The sequence below is a fragment of the Rahnella ecdela genome (assembly GCF_019049625.1).
Lineage (GTDB): Bacteria > Pseudomonadota > Gammaproteobacteria > Enterobacterales > Enterobacteriaceae > Rahnella > Rahnella ecdela.
Genome location: NZ_JAFMOY010000131.1, coordinates 312,063 through 332,361, shown reverse-complemented (window position 1 = coordinate 332,361; position 20,299 = coordinate 312,063). Strand labels below are relative to the sequence as shown.

19 protein-coding genes are annotated in these 20,299 nt (G+C 48.3%); 8 read left to right on the top strand and 11 right to left on the bottom strand.

Going from position 1 to position 20,299, the window contains the following annotated elements:
- Positions 1 to 3 precede the first annotated feature (3 nt).
- Entirely contained in the window at positions 4 to 444 is a 441-nt protein-coding gene (gene yciA / locus J1784_RS20160; protein ID WP_013575935.1) for an acyl-CoA thioester hydrolase YciA, read from the top strand.
- 90 nt (positions 445 to 534) lie between these two features.
- Here the strand turns inward: yciA and J1784_RS20155 are convergent, their stop codons facing one another.
- Positions 535 to 1,266: an energy transducer TonB gene (locus J1784_RS20155; RefSeq protein ID WP_217150656.1), complete on the bottom strand. Its 732-nt coding sequence runs from the start codon at positions 1,264 to 1,266 to the stop codon at positions 535 to 537.
- A 213-nt stretch (positions 1,267 to 1,479) separates the two neighbouring features.
- Here J1784_RS20155 and J1784_RS20150 point away from each other — a divergent pair, with 213 nt between their 5' ends.
- The 3 genes from J1784_RS20150 to J1784_RS20140 all read left to right on the top strand — a co-directional run bounded on the left by J1784_RS20150 (position 1,480) and on the right by J1784_RS20140 (position 2,543).
- Complete coding sequence (locus J1784_RS20150; RefSeq protein ID WP_217150655.1) at positions 1,480 to 1,776, top strand: YciI family protein; 297 nt, start codon at positions 1,480 to 1,482, stop codon at positions 1,774 to 1,776.
- A gap of 165 nt (positions 1,777 to 1,941) precedes the next feature.
- Positions 1,942 to 2,256 carry a TFIIB-type zinc ribbon-containing protein gene (locus J1784_RS20145; RefSeq protein ID WP_217150654.1) on the top strand — a complete coding sequence of 105 codons (315 nt, stop codon included), beginning with the start codon at positions 1,942 to 1,944 and terminating at the stop codon, positions 2,254 to 2,256.
- A 41-nt stretch (positions 2,257 to 2,297) separates the two neighbouring features.
- Positions 2,298 to 2,543: a YnfU family zinc-binding protein gene (locus tag J1784_RS20140; RefSeq protein ID WP_338019928.1), complete on the top strand. Its 246-nt coding sequence runs from the start codon at positions 2,298 to 2,300 to the stop codon at positions 2,541 to 2,543.
- On the opposite strand, the gene J1784_RS20135 is transcribed toward J1784_RS20140, so the two are convergent.
- Positions 2,544 to 2,726, bottom strand: a complete 183-nt coding sequence (locus J1784_RS20135; protein ID WP_101076905.1) for a YciY family protein — start codon at positions 2,724 to 2,726, stop codon at positions 2,544 to 2,546.
- A 297-nt stretch (positions 2,727 to 3,023) separates the two neighbouring features.
- On the opposite strand from J1784_RS20135, the gene cls reads away from it, so the two are divergent.
- Positions 3,024 to 4,484, top strand: a complete 1,461-nt coding sequence (cls, locus tag J1784_RS20130) for a cardiolipin synthase (protein WP_129639836.1) — start codon at positions 3,024 to 3,026, stop codon at positions 4,482 to 4,484.
- A 79-nt stretch (positions 4,485 to 4,563) separates the two neighbouring features.
- Complete coding sequence (locus J1784_RS20125; protein WP_112288828.1) at positions 4,564 to 4,887, top strand: HI1450 family dsDNA-mimic protein; 324 nt, start codon at positions 4,564 to 4,566, stop codon at positions 4,885 to 4,887.
- 78 nt (positions 4,888 to 4,965) lie between these two features.
- On the opposite strand, the gene oppF is transcribed toward J1784_RS20125, so the two are convergent.
- From oppF to J1784_RS20095, 6 genes are all read right to left on the bottom strand, one after another.
- A complete protein-coding gene (gene oppF, locus J1784_RS20120; RefSeq protein ID WP_217150763.1) occupies positions 4,966 to 5,970 on the bottom strand; it encodes a murein tripeptide/oligopeptide ABC transporter ATP binding protein OppF in 1,005 nt (334 codons plus the stop codon).
- Between the two features lie 29 nt (positions 5,971 to 5,999).
- Entirely contained in the window at positions 6,000 to 7,025 is a 1,026-nt protein-coding gene (oppD, locus tag J1784_RS20115) for an ABC transporter ATP-binding protein (protein ID WP_238485622.1), read from the bottom strand.
- Positions 7,026 to 7,036: 11 nt separating this feature from the next.
- The gene (gene oppC / locus J1784_RS20110) at positions 7,037 to 7,945 is read right to left on the bottom strand and encodes an oligopeptide ABC transporter permease OppC (RefSeq protein ID WP_217150652.1); all 909 of its coding nucleotides are present in this window, start codon (positions 7,943 to 7,945) and stop codon (positions 7,037 to 7,039) included.
- Positions 7,946 to 7,960: 15 nt separating this feature from the next.
- Positions 7,961 to 8,881, bottom strand: coding sequence for an oligopeptide ABC transporter permease OppB (gene oppB, locus J1784_RS20105; RefSeq protein WP_217150651.1), 921 nt, complete (start codon positions 8,879 to 8,881; stop codon positions 7,961 to 7,963).
- A 187-nt stretch (positions 8,882 to 9,068) separates the two neighbouring features.
- The gene (oppA, locus tag J1784_RS20100) at positions 9,069 to 10,709 is read right to left on the bottom strand and encodes an oligopeptide ABC transporter substrate-binding protein OppA (protein WP_120130919.1); all 1,641 of its coding nucleotides are present in this window, start codon (positions 10,707 to 10,709) and stop codon (positions 9,069 to 9,071) included.
- A 1,178-nt stretch (positions 10,710 to 11,887) separates the two neighbouring features.
- Positions 11,888 to 12,532, bottom strand: coding sequence for a YchE family NAAT transporter (locus J1784_RS20095; protein WP_217150650.1), 645 nt, complete (start codon positions 12,530 to 12,532; stop codon positions 11,888 to 11,890).
- Positions 12,533 to 13,065: 533 nt separating this feature from the next.
- Between J1784_RS20095 and adhE the strand changes: the two genes are divergently transcribed.
- Complete coding sequence (adhE, locus tag J1784_RS20090; RefSeq protein WP_217150649.1) at positions 13,066 to 15,735, top strand: bifunctional acetaldehyde-CoA/alcohol dehydrogenase; 2,670 nt, start codon at positions 13,066 to 13,068, stop codon at positions 15,733 to 15,735.
- Between the two features lie 142 nt (positions 15,736 to 15,877).
- Here adhE and J1784_RS20085 read toward each other — a convergent pair whose 3' ends face one another.
- On the bottom strand, positions 15,878 to 16,486 hold the full coding sequence (locus tag J1784_RS20085) for a thymidine kinase (protein ID WP_217150648.1): 609 nt from the start codon (positions 16,484 to 16,486) through the stop codon (positions 15,878 to 15,880).
- A gap of 629 nt (positions 16,487 to 17,115) precedes the next feature.
- Between J1784_RS20085 and hns the strand changes: the two genes are divergently transcribed.
- On the top strand, positions 17,116 to 17,523 hold the full coding sequence (gene hns, locus J1784_RS20080; RefSeq protein ID WP_120130915.1) for a histone-like nucleoid-structuring protein H-NS: 408 nt from the start codon (positions 17,116 to 17,118) through the stop codon (positions 17,521 to 17,523).
- A 217-nt stretch (positions 17,524 to 17,740) separates the two neighbouring features.
- Here the strand turns inward: hns and J1784_RS20075 are convergent, their stop codons facing one another.
- Together J1784_RS20075 and J1784_RS20070 are read right to left on the bottom strand one after the other, a co-directional pair.
- A complete protein-coding gene (locus tag J1784_RS20075) occupies positions 17,741 to 18,748 on the bottom strand; it encodes an NAD-dependent epimerase (protein WP_217150647.1) in 1,008 nt (335 codons plus the stop codon).
- A 9-nt stretch (positions 18,749 to 18,757) separates the two neighbouring features.
- Entirely contained in the window at positions 18,758 to 20,101 is a 1,344-nt protein-coding gene (locus tag J1784_RS20070; RefSeq protein WP_217150646.1) for a UDP-glucose dehydrogenase family protein, read from the bottom strand.
- Between the last annotated feature and the right edge of the window lie 198 nt (positions 20,102 to 20,299).

Below are 20,299 nucleotides of genomic sequence, written 5' to 3'. Positions count from 1 at the left end.
CTTATGAACGAAAAACATAGCTTACCCAATGGTGAAATGGTGTTGCGTACGCTGGCTATGCCCGCTGACACCAATGCAAACGGTGATATCTTCGGTGGATGGCTGATGTCGCAGATGGACATGGGCGGTGCTATCCAGGCAAAGGAAATCGCTAAAGGTCGCGTTGTAACCGTGCGCGTAGATGGCATGACGTTCCTCAAGCCGGTCGCCGTGGGGGATGTCGTGTGCTGTTATGCCCGTTGCATCCGTACCGGCAACAGCTCGATTACTATCAATGTTGAAGTCTGGGTGAAGAAAGTCTCTTCTGAACCTATCGGACAGCGTTACAGAGCGACTGAAGCGGTCTTTACCTATGTTGCCGTGGATGATGAAGGCAAATCGCGTCAGCTGCCGGACGGACGCAGTAATTTCAGCGTGGATTCTGACGGTGTTTCTCAGGACTGAGCTGTTTCCTGAAATCCTGATAAACAAAAGGTCGCCCTGAAGGCGACCTTTTTTATTGCGGTTTTCTGGTGGTAAACACTGAGGCGAAAGTTATTCTACGCTGCTGCCACCTTTAATTTTGAACACCAGATTCACTACCAGATTGCTGGCGGCTTTCGGCTCATAGCGCCATTTGTTCATTGCCTGCTTCACTTCACGCTCAAACATGTTGCGTGGTTCGGCTGACAACACCCGGATGTTCTGCACACGGCCATCGCTATCCACATCAAACTGCACGCGTACACGGCCCTCGATACGTAATGCCAGCGCACGTGCCGGATAACCTGGCTGCCCGCGTTGCAGCGGACGCGGGCCGGTATCACTTTTCGCATTCGAAGACGCTGGCGGCTGGCTGAACGGTTTGTTTACCGGCTTATTGCTGGTGACTGGCGCGGTTTGCACGGTTTGCGTCGGTTTTTCTACCGGTCGCTCAACGGGCTTAACTTTCGGCTTCACCACGGGTTTTTTAACCGGCTTCGGTTTAGGTTTCGGTGGTTCAGGAATAACCACCGCCTCTGGCGGAGGTGGCGGCTCTGGCACCACTTCCGGCTCAGGCTCGGGTTCAGGCGGCATCGGTTCAGGCTGAGGCGGCGGCGGAGGTGGCGCGAAGTCAGCGGGATTGACCATGGTCACGCTCATCACTTTTTGTTCCTGCGTCGGCAATTTGATCGACTCACCGACTGTCATATACAAAACGCCGGCGATAACAGCGACATGCAAACTGACAGCAAGCGCAACCGGAATCGTAACCTTGCGGATAAATCTAAACTTTTTTAGCGGCATAATGATTCATTTTCCCCGTGAAGCCGCAAGTTTAAATGTAAATAGCAATCATATTCAACACCGAGATGACAACTATTCTCAAATAACCTTTGCTTTGATCCTACGCAAAGCACTTTCCCCCGGCTTCAGGTTTAGCTATGTTAATGCTGCAAAACACTCTGACAGCATCTGAATGCTGCAAATCGCTCTATAAAACCCAATTAAAGGTGACTCATGCTTTACGTTATTTATTCTGAAGATGTTTCGGACTCCCTGGAAAAACGTGCAGCTGCCCGCCCTGCGCATATCGAACGCCTGAAAAAATTGCAGGAACAAGGTCGTGTTTTAATCGGCGGCCCAACGCCGGCGATCGATAGTGAAGATCCGGGCACAGCGGGGATGACCGGTTCCGTTCTGATTGTCGAGTTTGAAACGCTCGAAGATGCCAAAGTGTGGGCTGATGCAGACCCTTACGTCGCCGGTGGCGTTTACAAAGCGGTCACCGTCAAACCTTTCAAACGCGTATTCTGATATCAGGCGGGCAGTCTCCGGGCTGTCCCTCCTGCCTTATGCACTGCCCTTCGCCTGCTTTAATCAACTTTACTTTTGCTTACGCCAGTTGATTGTCTAATTATCCGGATAGCCAATATTTTACCTGCGTAATTATTTTATCAATAAGCGAACGGAGAACCGGATATGCAATGTCCCGTATGCAAAGAAAGCCAGCTGGTGATGTCAGAACGTCAGGGGATCGAAATTGATTATTGCCCGGACTGCCGTGGTGTCTGGTTAGATCGTGGTGAGCTGGACAAAATCATCGAGAAGTCGGCTGCGCTTCAGCAAGTCTCTCAGGTACAGGCTCCTCCGGAACAACGGCCACAGCCTGCCCGCTATGACGAGCGAGACCGCCGCGACGACAACCGTCACCACGGGAATTACGATAACCGGGGTCATTACTCATCGCATAAGCCGTATAAGAAAAAGAGTTTTCTTTCTGAGCTGTTCGACTGATTTCTCCCTGCCAAAAACTTACGCGTCATGATGACTGCGTCATGGCGCGATTTCCCCGAATGTCGTCACATTGCTTTCATCGCTTCTGTGTTAGGATGCCTACCCCTGCCCACGAGGTACCTCCTATGTCATTCTTCGACGGATTGAAGTTTCTAACCAGTACGACCACGAAGGTCACATGCCCTGAATGTGGTTACGTTTCAGAACAGATGACCGCAAAAGTACGCAAAAACTCGACGCTGGTTTGCAAAAAATGTGGCGCGCTGTTTCAGCCTAAATCCCGCTAATCAGGAATTCCATTCGTAATTTACGGCATATAATGACAAACGCTGGTGCTGCTGATGGTGGATCTGGCGAATGCGGTAGATGTGACGATAACGTCTTGACTGACCTTCCAGCCAGCGGCTTCTGCGGCGCTGAGTCTGGCGTAGCATACGCCAACGGCCAACTTCATTTTTACTGCGTTTCATTCACTTGTGTCCCGTGATGCCCGTCGCTGCTTCTTTAACGGAAGAGTTTCTTTTACAGAAAGTGTCTTTAGCGGAAAAAACTGCGGGGTCATTATAGGCCGATGACGTTGTGATCCAAGTCTTGTTTTTCCTTCTTCCCCGTTATCGTCTAACCTTGATGTCAGAGGAGTGACAATTTTATTAAACGAATGCAGAATTAAGAGGTAGCTGATTGATTGCTGGGATAAAGTTAGTTAAAAGAATGCCCCTTTCACGTACACTCACGCCGATGGCTTGCGAACAGGATTTTTCGCCTTTATGACAACATTTTATACGGTAATCAGCGGACTTCTGGTTTTCGGTTACTGGTTACTGATTGCCGGCGTCACCCTGCGTATTCTGATGAAACGCCGGGCCGTTCCTTCCGCAATGGCATGGTTGTTGATTATCTACATCATTCCTCTGGTCGGCATCATTGCCTATCTTTCGTTTGGTGAACTGCATTTAGGCAAACGTCGCGCTGAGCGTGCAAAAGCCATGTGGCCTTCCACGGCGCGCTGGCTGAACGACCTCAAAGACTGCAAACGTATATTTGCTACAGAAAACAGCGAAATTGCGGCTTCACTTTTCCAGCTTTGTGAACGCCGTCAGGGGATCGCTGGCGTAAAAGGGAATCAGCTGCAACTGCTGACCACCAGTGACGACGTGCTGAAAGCCATGATGCGCGATATTGAGCTGGCCCGCAGCAACATCGAAATGGTGTTCTATATCTGGCAGCCCGGAGGACTGGTTGATCAGGTCGCCGAATCGCTGATGGCCGCTTCACGCCGTGGTATTCATTGCCGCCTGATGTTGGATTCTGCTGGCAGTGTGGCCTTTTTCCGCAGCCCTTATCCGGCCATGATGCGTAACGCGGGTATCGAAGTGGTTGAAGCCTTACAGGTCAATTTGTTCCGTGTATTCCTGCGTCGCATGGATTTGCGCCAGCACCGTAAAGTGGTGCTGATTGACAACTATGTCGCGTATACCGGCAGTATGAATATGGTCGATCCTCGTTTCTTCAAACAGGATGCTGGCGTCGGTCAGTGGGTGGATCTGATGGCGCGTATGGAAGGTCCGGTCGCCACCACGATGGGCATTGTGTATTCCTGTGACTGGGAAATTGAAACCGGCAAACGTATTCTGCCGCCGGAACCTGACCTGAATCAGATGCCGTTCGAGCAGGAAAGTGGTCATACCATTCAGGTAATTGCCTCAGGTCCGGGTTTTCCTGAAGATATGATCCACCAGGCATTACTGACCGCTACCTATTCTGCCCGTGAACAGCTGGTGATGACGACGCCGTATCTGGTGCCAAGCGATGACCTGTTGCACGCCATTTGTACGGCGGCTCAGCGTGGGGTCGATGTCAGTATTATTCTGCCAATGAAGAACGATTCAATGATGGTCGACTGGGCCAGCAAGGCCTTCTTTGGCGAGTTGCTGGAAGCCGGTGTAAAAATTTATCAGTTTGAAGACGGACTGCTGCATACGAAAAGCATTCTGGTTGACGGCCAGCTGAGTCTGGTCGGCACGGTGAATCTCGATATGCGCAGCCTGTGGCTGAATTTTGAGATAACACTGGTCATTGATGACGCCGGATTCGGTGACGATCTGGGCCGTGTGCAGGAAGATTACATTGCCCGTTCACATTTGCTGGATGTTGAAGCCTGGCTTAAGCGCCCGTTCTGGCATCGCATCGTCGAACGTTTGTTCTACTTTTTCAGTCCGCTGCTGTAAAAGCCGCGTCTGGCATGATGTAATAGGCTCAGTACCGGCTGTTTCAGCCTGAACACACTTAAATGTATACGAGAATGATATGGATCTGAATAATCGCCTGACCGAAGACGAAACGCTTGAACAAGCCTACGACATCTTTCTGGAACTGGCCGGAGACAACCTGGATCCGGCGGATATCCTGATCTTCAATCTGCAATTTGAAGAACGCGGCGGCGCTGAATTATATGATCCGGCAGAAGACTGGGTTGAACATGTGGATTACGATCTGAATCCTGACTTCTTCGCGGAAGTGGTGATTGGTCTTGCTGACGCTGAAGATCAGCCGATTAATGATATTTTTGCCCGCGTCCTGCTGTGCCGCGAGAAAGATCACAAGCTATGCCATATTTTGTGGAAAGAGTGACTTAGGATAAACGGTCAGCAACAAAGAAAAACCTGCCAATTGGCAGGTTTTTTTATGCTTCCCGTCTGGGGCGATTTCTCAGAGAGGATCGACTTTCAGGCAGGACACCGCGTGGCGGAAGCTGCCTTCCAGCAACGGACGGGTTATCGCACATTCAGGTCCGGCAATCGGGCAGCGGGTACGGAACACGCAGCCTGATGGCGGATTGATCGGCGAAGGTAACTCCCCTTCCAGCAACTGAATGGTCTTGTTGCGCTCTTTATCCGGATCAGGCACCGGCACCGCTGACATCAGCGCACGGGTATACGGATGCTGAGGATTGTTGTAAACCTCATCATAGGTTCCGAGCTCTACCGCATGACCAAGATACATCACCAGAACACGGTCGGAGATATGCTTCACTACCGCCAGATCGTGCGCGATGAAAATCAGCGACAAGCCCATTTCACGCTGCAACTGCTGCAACAGGTTAACCACCTGCGCCTGAATCGACACATCCAGAGCGGAAACCGGTTCATCACAGATAATCAGTTTCGGTTCAAGGATCAGGGCACGGGCAATACCGATACGCTGACACTGACCGCCGGAGAATTCATGTGGGTAACGGTTAATCAGGTTAGGCAGCAGCCCGACCTTTAACATCATTGCCTTCACTTTCTCTTTGACCTCAGTACGAGGCATTTTCGGATTATACGTTTTCAGCGGCTCGGCAATGATTTCGCCAATGGTCATACGCGGGTTCAGCGACGCCAGCGGATCCTGGAAAATCATCTGAATATCGCTGCGGGTCTGGCGCCACTCATTATCAGACATATTGAGCAGGTCTTTACCTAACCAGGCCACGCGGCCATCGGTCGCTTTCACCAGACCAATCAGCGCACGCGCAAAGGTCGATTTACCGCAACCGGATTCCCCTACAACGCCCAGTGTTTCACCTTCATACAGGCGCAGCGTCACACCATCAACCGCTTTCAGGGTTTTTGATGGCTGCCAGAACCACTGTTTGCCGTCTTTGATATCGAAATGGACTTTCAGATCCGCCACTTCCAGCAGGACTTTTTTCTCAGGCGCGTTGGTGTTCATCGCTGCACTGTTCATGATTGTGTTGTCAGTCATACCAGTTCCTCCAGCGGCTTATAGCAGGCACGCAGGCGACCATCACCGAAGCGCTCAAGCGGCGGTGCCGAAGAGCAGATATCCATTGCATACGGACAACGAGGCTGGAAAGGACAACCTTTTGGCAGACGCAATAAGTTTGGTGGATTGCCGGGAATGGTGAGCATTGCGCCGCCCTCAGCATCCAGACGCGGAACCGCGTTCAGCAGACCGATGGAATATGGATGACACGGTTCGTAGAACACATCGCGCGCACGACCATATTCCATAGTGCGTCCGGCATACATCACCAGCACTTTGTCGCAAATACCAGCCACAACGCCCAGATCATGGGTAATCATGATGATGGCGGTGTTGAACTCAGCTTTCAGTTCATTCAGTAACGTCATGATCTGCGCCTGAACGGTCACGTCCAGCGCAGTCGTTGGTTCATCGGCAATCAGCAATTTCGGACGACACAGCAAGGCCATCGCGATCATTACGCGCTGGCGCATACCGCCGGAAAATTCGTGCGGGAACATTTTCATTCGCTTGCGGGCTTCCGGCATTTTTACTGCATCCAGCATGCGTACAGACTCTTCAAATGCTTCACGACTGCTCATTTTCTTATGCAGGATCAGGACTTCCATCAGCTGCTCGCCCACACGCATATACGGGTTGAGGGAAGTCATCGGATCCTGGAAGATCATCGAAATCTGTTCTGCACGCAGCTTGTTAAGCTGCTGTTGCGGCAGGTTCAGAATTTCGCGACCGTTAAATTTCGCCGAACCGCCGATGCGACCATTGCTGGCCAGCAGCCCCATCAGGGCAAAAGCAGTCTGCGATTTACCGGAACCGGATTCACCCACGATGCCCAGTGTTTCACCAGCACGTAAGTCAAAGTTCAGGTCATTTACCGCAGTAACGTCACCGTCCGGTGTCTCGAAAGTGACGCGCAGGTCTTGCACATCCAGCAGGATCGGAGGTGCTTTGCCGTCAACCGAAGCGGGCGATGCAAAAGTGGAATGTTCAATGGTGCTCATGGTTGCACTCCTTAACGATCTTTCGGGTCGAGGGCATCACGCAAGCCATCGCCGATAAAATTGAAACAAAACAGAGTTACAACCAGGAAGCCTGCCGGGAACAGCAGTAACCAAGGTGAAACTTCCATCGAGTTGGCGCCATCGCTTAACAACGCACCCCAACTGCTCAGCGGTTCCTGCGTCCCTAACCCGAGGAAGCTCAGGAAGGATTCAAACAGGATCATGCTTGGTACCAGCAGCGATGCATACACCACTACGACACCCAGCACGTTCGGAACAATGTGACGCAACACGATATTGCGCGTATTCACACCGCTCACCAGCGCCGCTTCGATGAATTCTTTACGTTTCAGGCTGAGGGTCTGACCACGCACGATACGCGCCATATCCAGCCAGGACACCATCCCGATTGCCACGAAAATCAGCAGGATGTTTTGTCCGAAGAAGGTCACCAGCAGGATAACGAAGAACATGAACGGGAAGGAGTTGAGGATTTCCAGCAGACGCATCATGGCGGAGTCAATTTTACCGCCCAGATAACCGGACAATGACCCGTAAAGCGTACCGAGGATCACAGCAACCAGTGCAGCCGCCACGCCAACCATCAGGGAAATACGCCCGCCAATGGCAACACGCACGAGCAAATCACGGCCAGAGGAATCAGTACCAAAAAAGTGATGGGACGCCATATCAGGTGCGGCTGACATCATATTCCAGTCGGTATCATCGTAGGCAAACTGCGACAGCATCGGCGCGAACGTCACAAATAAAGCGATAAACACCAGGATGATCAGGCTGGTTACCGCAGCGCGGTTATGCATAAAGCGGCGTCGTGCATCCTGCCACAGACTGCGGCCTTCAACTTCCAGTTTCTCGCTGAAGTTTTCGACGACGTCGCTATTTTTCTTACTTAACATCATTGACGTACTCCGGCATTAATAACGGATTTTCGGGTCGATGACGGCGTAAAGCACGTCGACGATCGCATTGAATAAAATGGTCAATGCGCCCACTAAAATGGTCAGGCTCAGTACCAGTGAATAGTCACGGTTTAATGCACCGTTAACAAACAGCTGGCCAATACCTGGCAATCCGAAAATGCTCTCGATGACCATCGAACCGGTGATAATGCCCACGAAGGCCGGTCCCATGTATGACAATACCGGCAGCAGCGCGGGTTTCAGTGCGTGACGCAAAATGATGCGACGCAGTGGCAAACCTTTCGCACGAGCTGTACGGATAAAGTTGGAATGCAGAATTTCGATCATCGAACCACGGGTAATACGCGCGATACTGGCGATATAAGCCAGAGAGAGCGCCACCATTGGCAAGATCATATATTTCGCACCACCGCCGTTCCAGCCACCGCCAGGCAGCCATTTCAGCGTGATCGCAAATATCAGCACCAGTAACGGCGCTACCACGAAACTGGGTATGACTACCCCGGTCATCGCTATGCCCATTACCGTGTAATCCCATTTGGTATTTTGGTTCAGGGCAGCAACAACGCCCGCACTCACACCAAACACAATCGCCATGATAAATGCCGCCAGACCGAGTTTCGCTGAAACCGGGAACGAGGCCGCAACCAGATCATTAACGGTGTAATCTTTATATTTGAACGACGGACCGAAATCGCCTTTCGCCAGTTGTTCTAAATAGTGGAAGTACTGCTTATACATAGGGTCATTGAGGTGATATTTGGCCTCAATGTTTGCCATCACTTCTGGCGGGAGATTACGCTCACCCGTAAAAGGACTGCCCGGTGCGAGACGCATCATAAAAAATGAAATGGTGATCAGAATGAATAGCGTCGGAATCGCTTCCAGACAGCGGCGTAAAATAAACTTTAACATTGCCCGTACCTGTTTCTAAGCCTGTCACTACAGCTTTATAGTTTTGGCTTGGTCACGACAACCATCGGGTGATCGTCGCCGTGGTGGCTCTTTGTTTTTGTCACGAAATCCGGAACAAAAAACATTACCTTCATCAAAAAAGGATGAGCAAGGCAGCTCGGGGATGCCTTGCTCTGATATCCGTGACTTAGTGTTTGATGATGTACAAGTCTTTCACGTACACGTTATCCTGCGGATCTTTACCGGTGTAACCGCCAACGAATGGTTTCACCAGACGCGCATTCACGTAGTAATAAACAGGAACAATGGCAGAGTCTTTATCCAGCTGGGTTTCTGCTTTCTGATACAGCGCCGCACGCTCGTCGTCAGTTTTCGCTGTCAGAGTATCCGCGATGTCTTTATCAAACGCAGGGCTCTTATAGTGAGCGGTGTTGTTGCTGCTGTCAGACAGCATGGTGTTCAGGAAGGAAGAAGGTTCGTTATAGTCAGAACACCAGCCCGCACGTGCCACATCGAAGTTGCCCTGATGACGACTGTCCAGGAAGGTTTTCCATTCCTGGTTAACGAGTTTCACGTCAACGCCCAGGTTTTTCTTCCAGATAGCGGCAGCAGCGATTGCCAGTTTCTTGTGCAAGTCTGAAGTGTTGTACAGCAGATCGAAAGTCAGAGGCTTAGCAGAGGTATAACCCGCTTCTGCCAGCAGTTTTTTAGCCTGCTCGTTACGTTGTTCCTGAGTCTCTTTGAACCAGGCTGGCGGAGTCAGTTTCGCGCCATCGGTATAAGGAGGGGTATAACCGTAAGCTGGCAGGTCGCCCTGTGCTTTTACTTTGTTCACGATGATGTCGCGATCCAGGCCCAGCTTCAGAGCTTCACGAACGCGTGAATCGGTGAATGGCGCTTTCTGGTTGTTGATTTCGTAGTAATAAGTACACAGGTACGGGTCAACGTGAACTTCGGAAGGGATTTCTTTTTTCAGTTTCTGGAACAGTTCGATCGGCATGTTGTTGTAAGTCATGTCGATTTCGCCGCTGCGGTAGCGGTTAACGTCTGTCACTTCAGAAGAAATTGGCAGGTAAGTGACCTGGTTGATCACAGTTTTGGCGTTATCCCAGTAAGTCGGGCTACGTTCCAGAACGATACGTTCGTTGACGGTCCAGGTTTTCAGTTTGTATGCGCCATTGCTCACATAGTTTTCTGGTTGGGTCCATTTGTCGCCAAATTTCTCAACTGTTTTTTTGTTTACCGGCTTCATCGCGGTGTGAGACAGCATTTTTACGAAGTATGGAACAGGTTCGGTCAGGGTCACTTGCAGGGTGTGATCATCAATCGCTTTTACACCCAGAGTATCAGGGCTTTTCTTGCCGGTGATGATGTCATCGATATTTTCGATATGACCATATTGCAGGTAGCTTTCGTAAGGAGATGCGGTTTTAGGATCTGCCAGACGCTGCCAGCTGTAAACGAAATCTTCAGCTGTGACAGGATCGCCGTTAGACCATTTTGCTTCCGGACGCAGGTGGAAGGTCCAGACTTTAAAATCTTTGTTTTCCCAGCTGGTTGCTACGCCAGGAATAACGCTACCGTCTTTACTGTCGGTATTTACCAGGCCTTCCAGCAGGTCACGGATAACGTTCGATTCTGGCACGCCTTCAACTTTGTGCGGGTCGAGAGACTGAACTTCTGAACCATTGTTACGAACCAGTTCTTGTTTGTCTGCCAGAGTTACGCCAGCAGGCACATTGGCTGCAAAGGCATTGTTCACTGACACCGCGCCGACCGCAGCCATAATGCAGGCAGCCAGCAGATTTTTTTTTGTGATGTTGGTCATTTTTATTCAACTCCAGTTTTTATTATGAACTTGCACGCGCAGGTGCAAGATAAACCCTTGCTGGGTCAACGGATTTCAAGAGCAGGAACGAATTGCTCAGGAAAAGCCCCATGTAGTTACCACCCGCAGATGGCTGTCCCCTACTACTGCATGTGTTACTTGGTAAGTCCGTTAAACCTCTGGCTGTTAATCGCCTTGTGGTTTCTGAGATCGTTAAGGATGACCTCCCTCCATTTGACTCACCCCGTTCGCGACAAAAAATGTTCTGCGGCGAACCAGGCAATCACATACTGTTATTTCTGCACTTAACAATATTATTTTCTTATTCACCCGACTTAAGGCGATAGAAAATCCTTCGCAGTTAAATGCGAGCCATCAAATTATTAAGAAGAAGATCTGAAGATTTGTTTTGCTGATCATGAAGATTCGGCATAAGGCAGTCTGTTGTCGTCAGCGTAATGCCCGGTTTTCTTTTTGCAGAAAACACATGAGGATAAATTTGCAGTAAGACTTGAGACACGACACTCTCCAAAAACAAATAAAATGGCTTCAATCTTTTTACGTCTGGCAAGATCCATACCCGCCAGGAGCATTGCTCTGAACAAAAATCCATTTTTGAAGGCGATTTGAAAATTATCAGAAGCCTGTTACGCGCGCCAATAAATTTTGCAAATTTGTTACGCAATTCTCTTTTACTCGTAACAGTCTTTAGAACAGGTCATTCCGGGACAGAGCAGAAAACACAGTTAATCTATTGATTTATAAAATCTTTATGGCGGATTTTCACATCAAAGCCCTGTCGGAGACTGTTCAAGAACTCGCCTGACACAATCAGTTAACATTGTAAGATTTATAAGAATAAACACCTGTTAACTGCTGTGTTAACACTAATAACATCTCGATACAGCATGCACAAGCCTTACAGAATGATGTGGATAAATTAGCGTCAATACGGGCAATAAACGACAGTAATTAGCGAAAATTTAGCTAAGTTTATTTAAAGAAATGAGGACTTGAGTTGAAAAGAGGAACGAGATGAGAGTTTACGCCACATTAGGGTGCAATCGCTCCGAATTAAGTCATTAGCTGCACTATAATAAGGCATTGGATTATAAGATGAGGTAATAATTATCACGAAAACATCCGAATATTTCCGTGATAATTTGGTCGCTAATAGATTAAAGCAGGCCGGGGAAAATCGCTTTTATGCCCGTCACAATAAATTCAATGCCCAGTGACATCAGCAGCAATCCCATAATACGGGTAATCACGTTAATGCCGGTTTGCCCAAGCAGACGCACCAGTAAAGGTGCTGCCCTGAACAAAAGCCAGCAGCAGAACGCGAAGAAGATGATAGCCACCGTCAGGCCCAGCAGATTTGGCCAGCTGTGATAACGCGAACTCCAGACGATGGTCGAACTGATAGCACCGGGCCCCGCCATTAAAGGCAAAGCCAGCGGAACCACACCGACATTTTCGCGAATTGCCGTTTCTGACTTTTCCTGCTTGTTCTGTTTATCTTCCCCGAGCTTTCCGCTGATCATCGACATCGCGATGGTCACCACCAGGATGCCACCGGCAATACGGAACGAATCAATCGAAATACCAAACAGGTGCAGAATCGCATCGCCGAGGAAAAGTGCGGTCGACAATATAATGGCGACCGACAGGTTAGCCGTCATATTGGTTTTGTTACGCCCTGCCGCCGCCTGATAGCTGGTCATGCTGATAAACACCGGCAAGATCCCCACAGGGTTAACCAGTGCAAACAGCCCGACAAAGAATTTGATATAACCAGAAAAATCTAATAAAGATTGGCTCACGCAGAACTCCGCACAGTTACGCCGGTAGATGAAGGTTTTGATGGCCGCTAATGTACTGGAATCGCAGTAAAGGCGCCACGCCGTTTCATAGTTTTTATCACCAGATTTCCAAATAAAGGCAGTGAATAAGACTTTTGTTAAAAATCAGTTTTTTTATTGATAACTTTAGATACAAAACTGTATTATCCAGTGGCTAATTTGATAATCATTCTCAACAAATCACTGCTGAAAGGTGTCAGCTACGGTATTTAGTGATCCAGATCAAATTACGCCTGCCTACAAATAGGTAAGCTTTGTGCATAGTCACTCAACGGTAGTTTGCAGAACAAATATTCGTCAAGCTACGTTGAATGAGGATTTATCTACTACCTTACGTGCTTCACTACTGGAAGCTCTTTAAGCAAATAAAGAGACAAAGACAACACATTGAGAATCATAGAGTTAATTAGTTTCTCACGGTGACTGATAGCAGGTCTATACTAGTCTTTGGCAGGTTATTTACTAAAAGAGTTTAACTTTATCAGGAGAGCATTATGGCTGTAACAAATGTCGCTGAACTAAACGCACTCGTTGCGCGAGTCAAAAAGGCACAGCGCGAATATGCCAACTTCAGTCAGGAACAAGTAGATAAGATTTTCGCTGCCGCCGCCCTGGCTGCTGCCGATTCTCGAATTCTGCTCGCCAAACTGGCTGTTGAAGAATCCGGAATGGGTATCGTCGAAGACAAAGTGATCAAAAACCACTTCGCCTCTGAATATATCTACAACGCATACAAAGACGAAAAAACCTGTGGAATTCTTGGTCAGGATGATACTTTCGGTACCATCACTATCGCTGAGCCAATCGGCCTGATTTGCGGTATCGTCCCAACCACCAACCCAACTTCTACCGCGATTTTCAAAGCACTTATCAGCCTGAAAACTCGTAACGGTATTATTTTCTCTCCACATCCACGTGCTAAAAATGCGACCAACAAAGCGGCAGATATCGTTCTGCAAGCTGCTATCGCTGCCGGTGCGCCGAAAGACATTATCGGCTGGATTGATGAACCAAGTGTAGAACTTTCTAACCAACTGATGCACCACCCTGACCTGAACCTGATTCTGGCAACCGGTGGTCCGGGCATGGTTAAAGCCGCATACAGCTCAGGTAAACCAGCAATCGGCGTGGGTGCAGGTAATACCCCAGTTGTTGTTGATGAAACTGCTGATATCAAACGTGTAGTTGCTTCCGTTCTGATGTCAAAAACCTTCGATAATGGCGTAATCTGTGCGTCAGAACAGTCCATCATCGTAGTTGAGTCTGCTTATAACGCGGTTCGCGAACGTTTCGCATCGCACGGCGGCTACATGCTGCAAGGCAAAGAGTTGAAAGCTGTTTCAGATATCATTCTGAAAAATGGTGGCCTGAACGCGGCTATCGTAGGCCAGCCAGCCACCAAAATTGCTGAAATGGCCGGCATCAAAGTGCCAGCTCATACTAAAGTGTTAATTGGTGAAGTCAGCGTTGTTGACGAATCAGAACCCTTTGCACACGAAAAACTGTCCCCTACCCTCGCGATGTACCGTGCTAAGAACTTCGAAGACGCGGTCGCTAAAGCTGAGAAACTGGTAGAGATGGGCGGTATCGGCCATACCTCTTGCCTGTATACAGACCAGGACAACCAACCAGAACGTGTGAACTATTTTGGCAACAAAATGAAAACCGCGCGTATTCTTATTAACACCCCGGCTTCTCAGGGTGGTATCGGTGACCTGTACAACTTCAAACTTGCTCCTTCTCTGACGCTGGGTTGCGGTTCATGGGGTGGTAACTCCATCTCTGAAAACGTTGGCCCTAAACACTTGATCAACAAGAAAACTGTAGCGAAGCGAGCAGAAAACATGTTGTGGCATAAACTTCCAAAATCTATTTACTTCCGTCGTGGCTCACTGCCAATCGCACTGGAAGAAGTGGCTACTGATGGAGCAAAACGCGCATTCATCGTCACTGACCGTTTCCTCTTCAATAATGGCTATGCAGACCAGATCACCAGCGTTCTGAAAAGCCATGGCATTGAAACAGAAGTGTTCTTTGAAGTAGAAGCTGATCCAACACTGAGCATCGTTCGTAAAGGTGCTGAGCAGATGAACTCCTTCAAACCAGATGTGATTATCGCACTGGGTGGTGGTTCACCGATGGACGCCGCGAAAATCATGTGGGTTCTGTACGAGCATCCGGATACTCAGTTCGAAGATTTGGCGCTGCGCTTTATGGATATCCGTAAACGTATCTACAAATTCCCGAAAATGGGCGTGAAAGCGAAAATGATCGCCGTCACCACTACTTCCGGTACCGGTTCTGAAGTCACTCCATTTGCGGTGGTTACCGATGATGCAACAGGTCAGAAATATCCACTGGCTGACTATGCGCTGACACCTGATATGGCTATCGTTGATGCCAATCTGGTTATGAACATGCCTAAATCACTGTGTGCTTTCGGTGGTCTGGATGCTGTGACTCACGCACTGGAAGCTTACGTTTCTGTACTGGCGAACGAATACTCAGATGGTCAGGCTCTGCAGGCTTTGAAACTGCTGAAAGAAAACCTGCCAGCCAGCTACAACGAAGGGGCTAAAAATCCGGTAGCACGTGAGCGTGTTCACAATGCGGCAACTATCGCGGGTATCGCGTTCGCTAACGCCTTCCTTGGGGTTTGTCACTCAATGGCCCACAAACTGGGTTCAGAGTTCCACATTCCACACGGTCTGGCTAACGCAATGCTGATTTCTAACGTAATCCGCTACAACGCCAATGACAACCCAACTAAACAGACTGCTTTCAGTCAGTATGACCGCCCGCAAGCGCGTCGTCGCTACGCAGAAGTCGCAGATCATTTAGGTCTGAGCGCTGCCGGTGACCGTACTGCACAGAAAATCCAGAAACTGCTGACCTGGTTGGATGAAATCAAAGCGGAACTCGGTATCCCAACCTCAATCCGTGAAGCTGGTGTTCAGGAAGCTGACTTCCTGGCGAAAGTAGACAAACTGTCTGAAGATGCGTTCGATGACCAGTGTACCGGTGCTAACCCACGTTACCCGCTGATCTCTGAACTGAAACAGATTCTGATGGATACTTTCTACGGCCGCGAATTCAGCGAAGAAGAAGCTGCAGAAGTTGTAGTTGCTGCACCTAAAGCTGAAAAGAAAACCAGCAAAAAGTAATCTGATGAATTTGTGATAGTTAAAATCAGAAAGTAAAAAACCCGCTGAAAGGCGGGTTTTTTTATGAGCCAAGGATAATCGATGGAATATCTGTTGATGCCGTCGGCAACTAACGCGACAAATCCGCAGTAAATAGCCGGTCTTACTCTGGTTTATCTTCGCCGGAGGTGTCAAATCCTGCCATAGCTTCTTTGTAATGTTTACGGCAGACAGAAACATAGCTTTCGTCGCCGCCAATGACGACCTGTGCGCCATCGTGCAGGGCATTACCCTTCTCATCCAGTCTCAGGTTGCGGTTAGCCTTGCGCCCGCAGTGACAGATAGTTTTAAGCTCCACAAGCTTATCAGCCCATGCCAGCAGATATTCACTGCCCTCAAAAAGCTCGCCACGAAAATCTGTGCGCAAACCATAACAAAGCACCGGCACGTCAAGGTCATCCACGACGTCCGTAAGCTGTGACACCTGCGCCTTAGTGAGGAATTGACATTCATCTATCAGAACGCAACTCAGGCGCTGTGAGCGGTTCTCCTGGGCTATCAGATTGAAAAGCTCAGTGTCCTTATTGTAAAGCTCTGCGGGTGACGACAAACCGATTCGGGAACTGACCTTGCCGACGCCGAAACGATGATCTAATTCTGCTGTTAACACCAGCGTGCGCATACCACGTTCTTGATAATTATATGAAGATTGCAACAGCGAAGTAGACTTACCGGCATTCATTGCCGAGTAATAGAAATAAAGCTGAGCCATGAAGGAGTGACCCCATAATGTAAATGGATGGCATAAATTTTCGGCGTCGATTGTACCACAAGCCCGACAATCTATAACAACGCCTCACCGGCGCAGCTAGCTGATACAGTTCAAAGAATCATTACAGTTGAAAAAATCACAGAAACTTACAATCAAAAATTATAAATGCAATACAGGATTATCTGTAATGTCAGACGCCAATACTCCACCGACAATGCGTATCTTATATACCTGCGCGTCCGCGTTACTGGTTTGTCTATACAATATCTGACAGGATGAAAACGATGGAAAGTAAAGAATCTTAGTATGTAGATCCAGTACAGCATCCCCAAATTTTTCCTATCCTTACATTAGTTATCTTCACTTCTTCTTTAATTTTGTGAACAACCGCATGCTTATAAAACTACTTACGCATTGCAACAATAGCGCATAAGCGTGTATTGAAATTAGGGTTATAGCCCTCAGATAAATAGTGTGAATTGTCCTGTCTATATTTTTTAGCAAACATTCACCATTTGGTTTAAATGCGTAAATTAAGGTCAGGCAAACAAATTGGCTATTGCAGAATACAGAAGAGCATTCTATTATTAGCCAAACGCCCCCCACCAATATAATTTGAGACTAGTATAATGAGCGAAGCATTAAAGATTCTGAACAACATCCGTACTCTGCGTGCGCAAGCAAGAGAATGCACTCTGGAAACTCTGGAAGAGATGCTGGAAAAATTAGAAGTTGTTGTGAACGAGCGTCGCGAAGAAGATTCTCAGGCAGCTGCTGAGATTGAAGAGCGCACTCGCAAACTGCAACAATACCGTGAAATGCTGATTGCTGACGGTATTGACCCTAACGAATTGCTGCAAACTATGGCTGCTACTAAAGCAACCGGTAAAGCAAAACGTGCAGCGCGTCCTGCTAAATACAAATACATCGATGAAAACGGCGAAAACAAAACCTGGACTGGCCAGGGCCGTACACCAGCTGTAATCAAGAAAGCAATCGAAGAGCAAGGTAAATCACTGGACGATTTCCTGCTGTAATTGCCCTTATTAACTTAAATGTTAATACAAAAAAGCCCATCTTTTATGATGGGCTTTTCGTTTTCTAATGCCGCCGATGAATGCCTCCTGCCACTAATAACAAATCAAACCAGAACATCTCGGTAATGCATTACATTCAGACTGCTATAGGACTTAACTGATTCCATAAAAAAGGCTGCCTGAGCAGCCTTTCGCCAACATAATTTAAAACCTGAACTCAGACCTGATAAAAGTCGCGATACCAGTCAACAAACTTCTGCACGCCCTGCTCCACACTGGTTTCAGGCGCAAAGCCTATAGCTTGCGACAACGGCCCTGTATCCGCGCTGGTCTCGTGCACATCGCCCGGTTGCATTGGCAACATATTCTTATCTGCCACCATTCCTAAGGCCTGCTCCAGCGCGCTGATATATGTCATCAGTTTTACCGGATTGTTATTGCCGATATTATAAACACAATACGGCGCTGAACTGCTGGCCGGAGAACCCTGTTCCACAGTCCAGTTCGGATCAGTTTGCGGAATGACATCTTGTAAACGAACAATCGCTTCTGCAATATCATCGATATAAGTAAAGTCACGACGCATTTCGCCACGGTTATAAACATCGATACTCTCACCTGCGAGCATTGCTTTGGTAAACTTAAACAATGCCATATCAGGACGTCCCCACGGACCATATACGGTAAAGAAACGTAATCCGGTCGTCGGTAATCCATAAAGATGTGAATAGGTGTGAGCCATTAATTCATTGGCTTTTTTCGTTGCCGCGTACAATGAAACCGGATGGTCAACAGAATCATCGGTTGAGAAAGGCTGCTTTTTGTTCAGGCCATAAACTGAGCTGGAAGAAGCATAGAGCAAATGCCCTACTTTATTATGACGACAACCTTCAAGAATGTTTACAAACCCTACCAGGTTAGAATCAGCATAAGCCAGAGGGTTTTGAATTGAATATCGGACACCGGCCTGTGCGGCCAAATGGATCACACGTTCGAAACGTTGCCCGGCAAACAATGAGGCCATACCTTCGCGATCGGCTAAATCCAGCTTAATAAACTCGAAGCCGTCTTTATTCTCCAGCTGAGCAAGCCGCGCAAGTTTCAGGCTGACGTCATAATAATCATTCAGATTATCGATCCCGACAACTGAATGACCCGCTGCTAACAAACGCTGCGACACATAGAACCCAATAAAGCCCGCTGCGCCGGTAACCAGATATTTCATAAAAACTCCTTACAGAACCGGATTGATTGAAGCACCGCGGCCAATGCCGTAGTAAGTAAACCCGCGTTTCTCCAAACGTTCAGGATCGAATAAATTTCGACCATCAAAAATAACCGGCTCTTTTAATGCTTTTTTAATCACATCAAAATCAGGGGCACGGAAGTTCTGCCATTCAGTACAAATAATCAACGCATCGGCATTGTGCAATGCAGATTCTTTGGTTCCCATTAATTCTAAATCTTCACGATGACCATAAATACGCTGCGTTTCATTCATAGCTTCCGGATCGTAAGCTTTGATTTTCGCACCGGCTGCCCAGAGTTGCTCCATTAATACACGGCTGGAGGCTTCACGCATGTCATCGGTATTCGGTTTGAATGAAAGTCCCCAAAGCGCAAAGGTTTTGCCTTTCAGGTCTTCACCAAAGTGGCGCTGAATGAAAGCAGGTAATTTATATTTTTGCTGATAATTGACCTGTTCCACCGCTTGCAGAAGTTTCGGCTGATAACCGATGTGCTCTGCGGTGCGGATCAATGCCTGTACGTCTTTCGGGAAACAGGAACCGCCATAACCGCAGCCTGGGTAGATAAAGTGGTATCCGATACGAGAATCAGACCCAATACCCTGACGCACTTTTTCGATATCTGCACCCAGCATTTCTGCCAGATTCGACATTTCATTCATGAAACTGATTTTCGTCGCCAGCATACAGTTGGCTGCATATTTGGTCAGTTCTGCACTGCGGATATCCATCAGGATCATACGATCGTGGTTACGGTTAAATGGCTCGTAAAGCTCACGGATAGGATCGATGGCATCAGGATTATCGGTGCCGATGACGATACGCTCAGGACGCATACAGTCAGCGACCGCGGCCCCCTCTTTCAGGAATTCAGGGTTGGAGACGACATCGAAACTGATATCCACGCCGCGCTCTTTGAGTTTTTCACTCATTACTGCGCGCACTTTATCGGCGGTACCCACCGGCACGGTAGATTTATCAATGACCACTTTAGGTTCGGTCATGTGCTCGGCAATCGTACGCGCCACAGCAGTCACATATTTAAGATCCGCAGAACCATCTTCATCCGGCGGAGTACCGACAGCGATAAACTGTACGGTCGCATGAGCAACACCTTCAGCCGCATTGGTGCTGAACAGTAAACGCCCTGCTTCGTAATTGCGTTGTACCAGAGGAGTCAAGCCTGGTTCAAAAATTGGGATCAGCCCGTTCTTCAGGTTTTCCACTTTTTTTGCGTCGACATCGATGCACAAAACTTCATGCCCGACTTCAGCAAGAACCGCCGCCTGAACAAGTCCGACGTAACCGATACCAAAAACTGTTACTTTCATCAGCGAATTCCTATTTGTTATTTTTTAACAACGTGAAATAGACAGCCAAAATTCCGGAACGCATTATACCAGTTTCAGCCGCAAGTTCGCCTGCAAAGGCATATTTTGCATAAGATAGGTCTTAGAAGAATGAAATAAAACGGAGATACGTAATAACACGCGGAAAAAATGCTCAATGTTTTTAAGACATTATTATCA

Bases quoted from the DNA above. Each gene is read 5' to 3' on its own strand.
- yciA (WP_013575935.1), top strand. From the start codon at position 4: ATGAACGAAAAACATAGCTTACCCAATGGTGAAATGGTGTTGCGTACG.
- J1784_RS20155 (WP_217150656.1), bottom strand. From the start codon at position 1,266: ATGCCGCTAAAAAAGTTTAGATTTATCCGCAAGGTTACGATTCCGGTT.
- J1784_RS20150 (WP_217150655.1), top strand. From the start codon at position 1,480: ATGCTTTACGTTATTTATTCTGAAGATGTTTCGGACTCCCTGGAAAAA.
- J1784_RS20145 (WP_217150654.1), top strand. From the start codon at position 1,942: ATGCAATGTCCCGTATGCAAAGAAAGCCAGCTGGTGATGTCAGAACGT.
- J1784_RS20140 (WP_338019928.1), top strand. From the start codon at position 2,298: ATGGCGCGATTTCCCCGAATGTCGTCACATTGCTTTCATCGCTTCTGT.
- J1784_RS20135 (WP_101076905.1), bottom strand. From the start codon at position 2,726: ATGAAACGCAGTAAAAATGAAGTTGGCCGTTGGCGTATGCTACGCCAG.
- cls (WP_129639836.1), top strand. From the start codon at position 3,024: ATGACAACATTTTATACGGTAATCAGCGGACTTCTGGTTTTCGGTTAC.
- J1784_RS20125 (WP_112288828.1), top strand. From the start codon at position 4,564: ATGGATCTGAATAATCGCCTGACCGAAGACGAAACGCTTGAACAAGCC.
- oppF (WP_217150763.1), bottom strand. From the start codon at position 5,970: ATGAACACCAACGCGCCTGAGAAAAAAGTCCTGCTGGAAGTGGCGGAT.
- oppD (WP_238485622.1), bottom strand. From the start codon at position 7,025: ATGAGCACCATTGAACATTCCACTTTTGCATCGCCCGCTTCGGTTGAC.
- oppC (WP_217150652.1), bottom strand. From the start codon at position 7,945: ATGATGTTAAGTAAGAAAAATAGCGACGTCGTCGAAAACTTCAGCGAG.
- oppB (WP_217150651.1), bottom strand. From the start codon at position 8,881: ATGTTAAAGTTTATTTTACGCCGCTGTCTGGAAGCGATTCCGACGCTA.
- oppA (WP_120130919.1), bottom strand. From the start codon at position 10,709: ATGACCAACATCACAAAAAAAAATCTGCTGGCTGCCTGCATTATGGCT.
- adhE (WP_217150649.1), top strand. From the start codon at position 13,066: ATGGCTGTAACAAATGTCGCTGAACTAAACGCACTCGTTGCGCGAGTC.
- J1784_RS20085 (WP_217150648.1), bottom strand. From the start codon at position 16,486: ATGGCTCAGCTTTATTTCTATTACTCGGCAATGAATGCCGGTAAGTCT.
- hns (WP_120130915.1), top strand. From the start codon at position 17,116: ATGAGCGAAGCATTAAAGATTCTGAACAACATCCGTACTCTGCGTGCG.
- J1784_RS20075 (WP_217150647.1), bottom strand. From the start codon at position 18,748: ATGAAATATCTGGTTACCGGCGCAGCGGGCTTTATTGGGTTCTATGTG.
- J1784_RS20070 (WP_217150646.1), bottom strand. From the start codon at position 20,101: ATGAAAGTAACAGTTTTTGGTATCGGTTACGTCGGACTTGTTCAGGCG.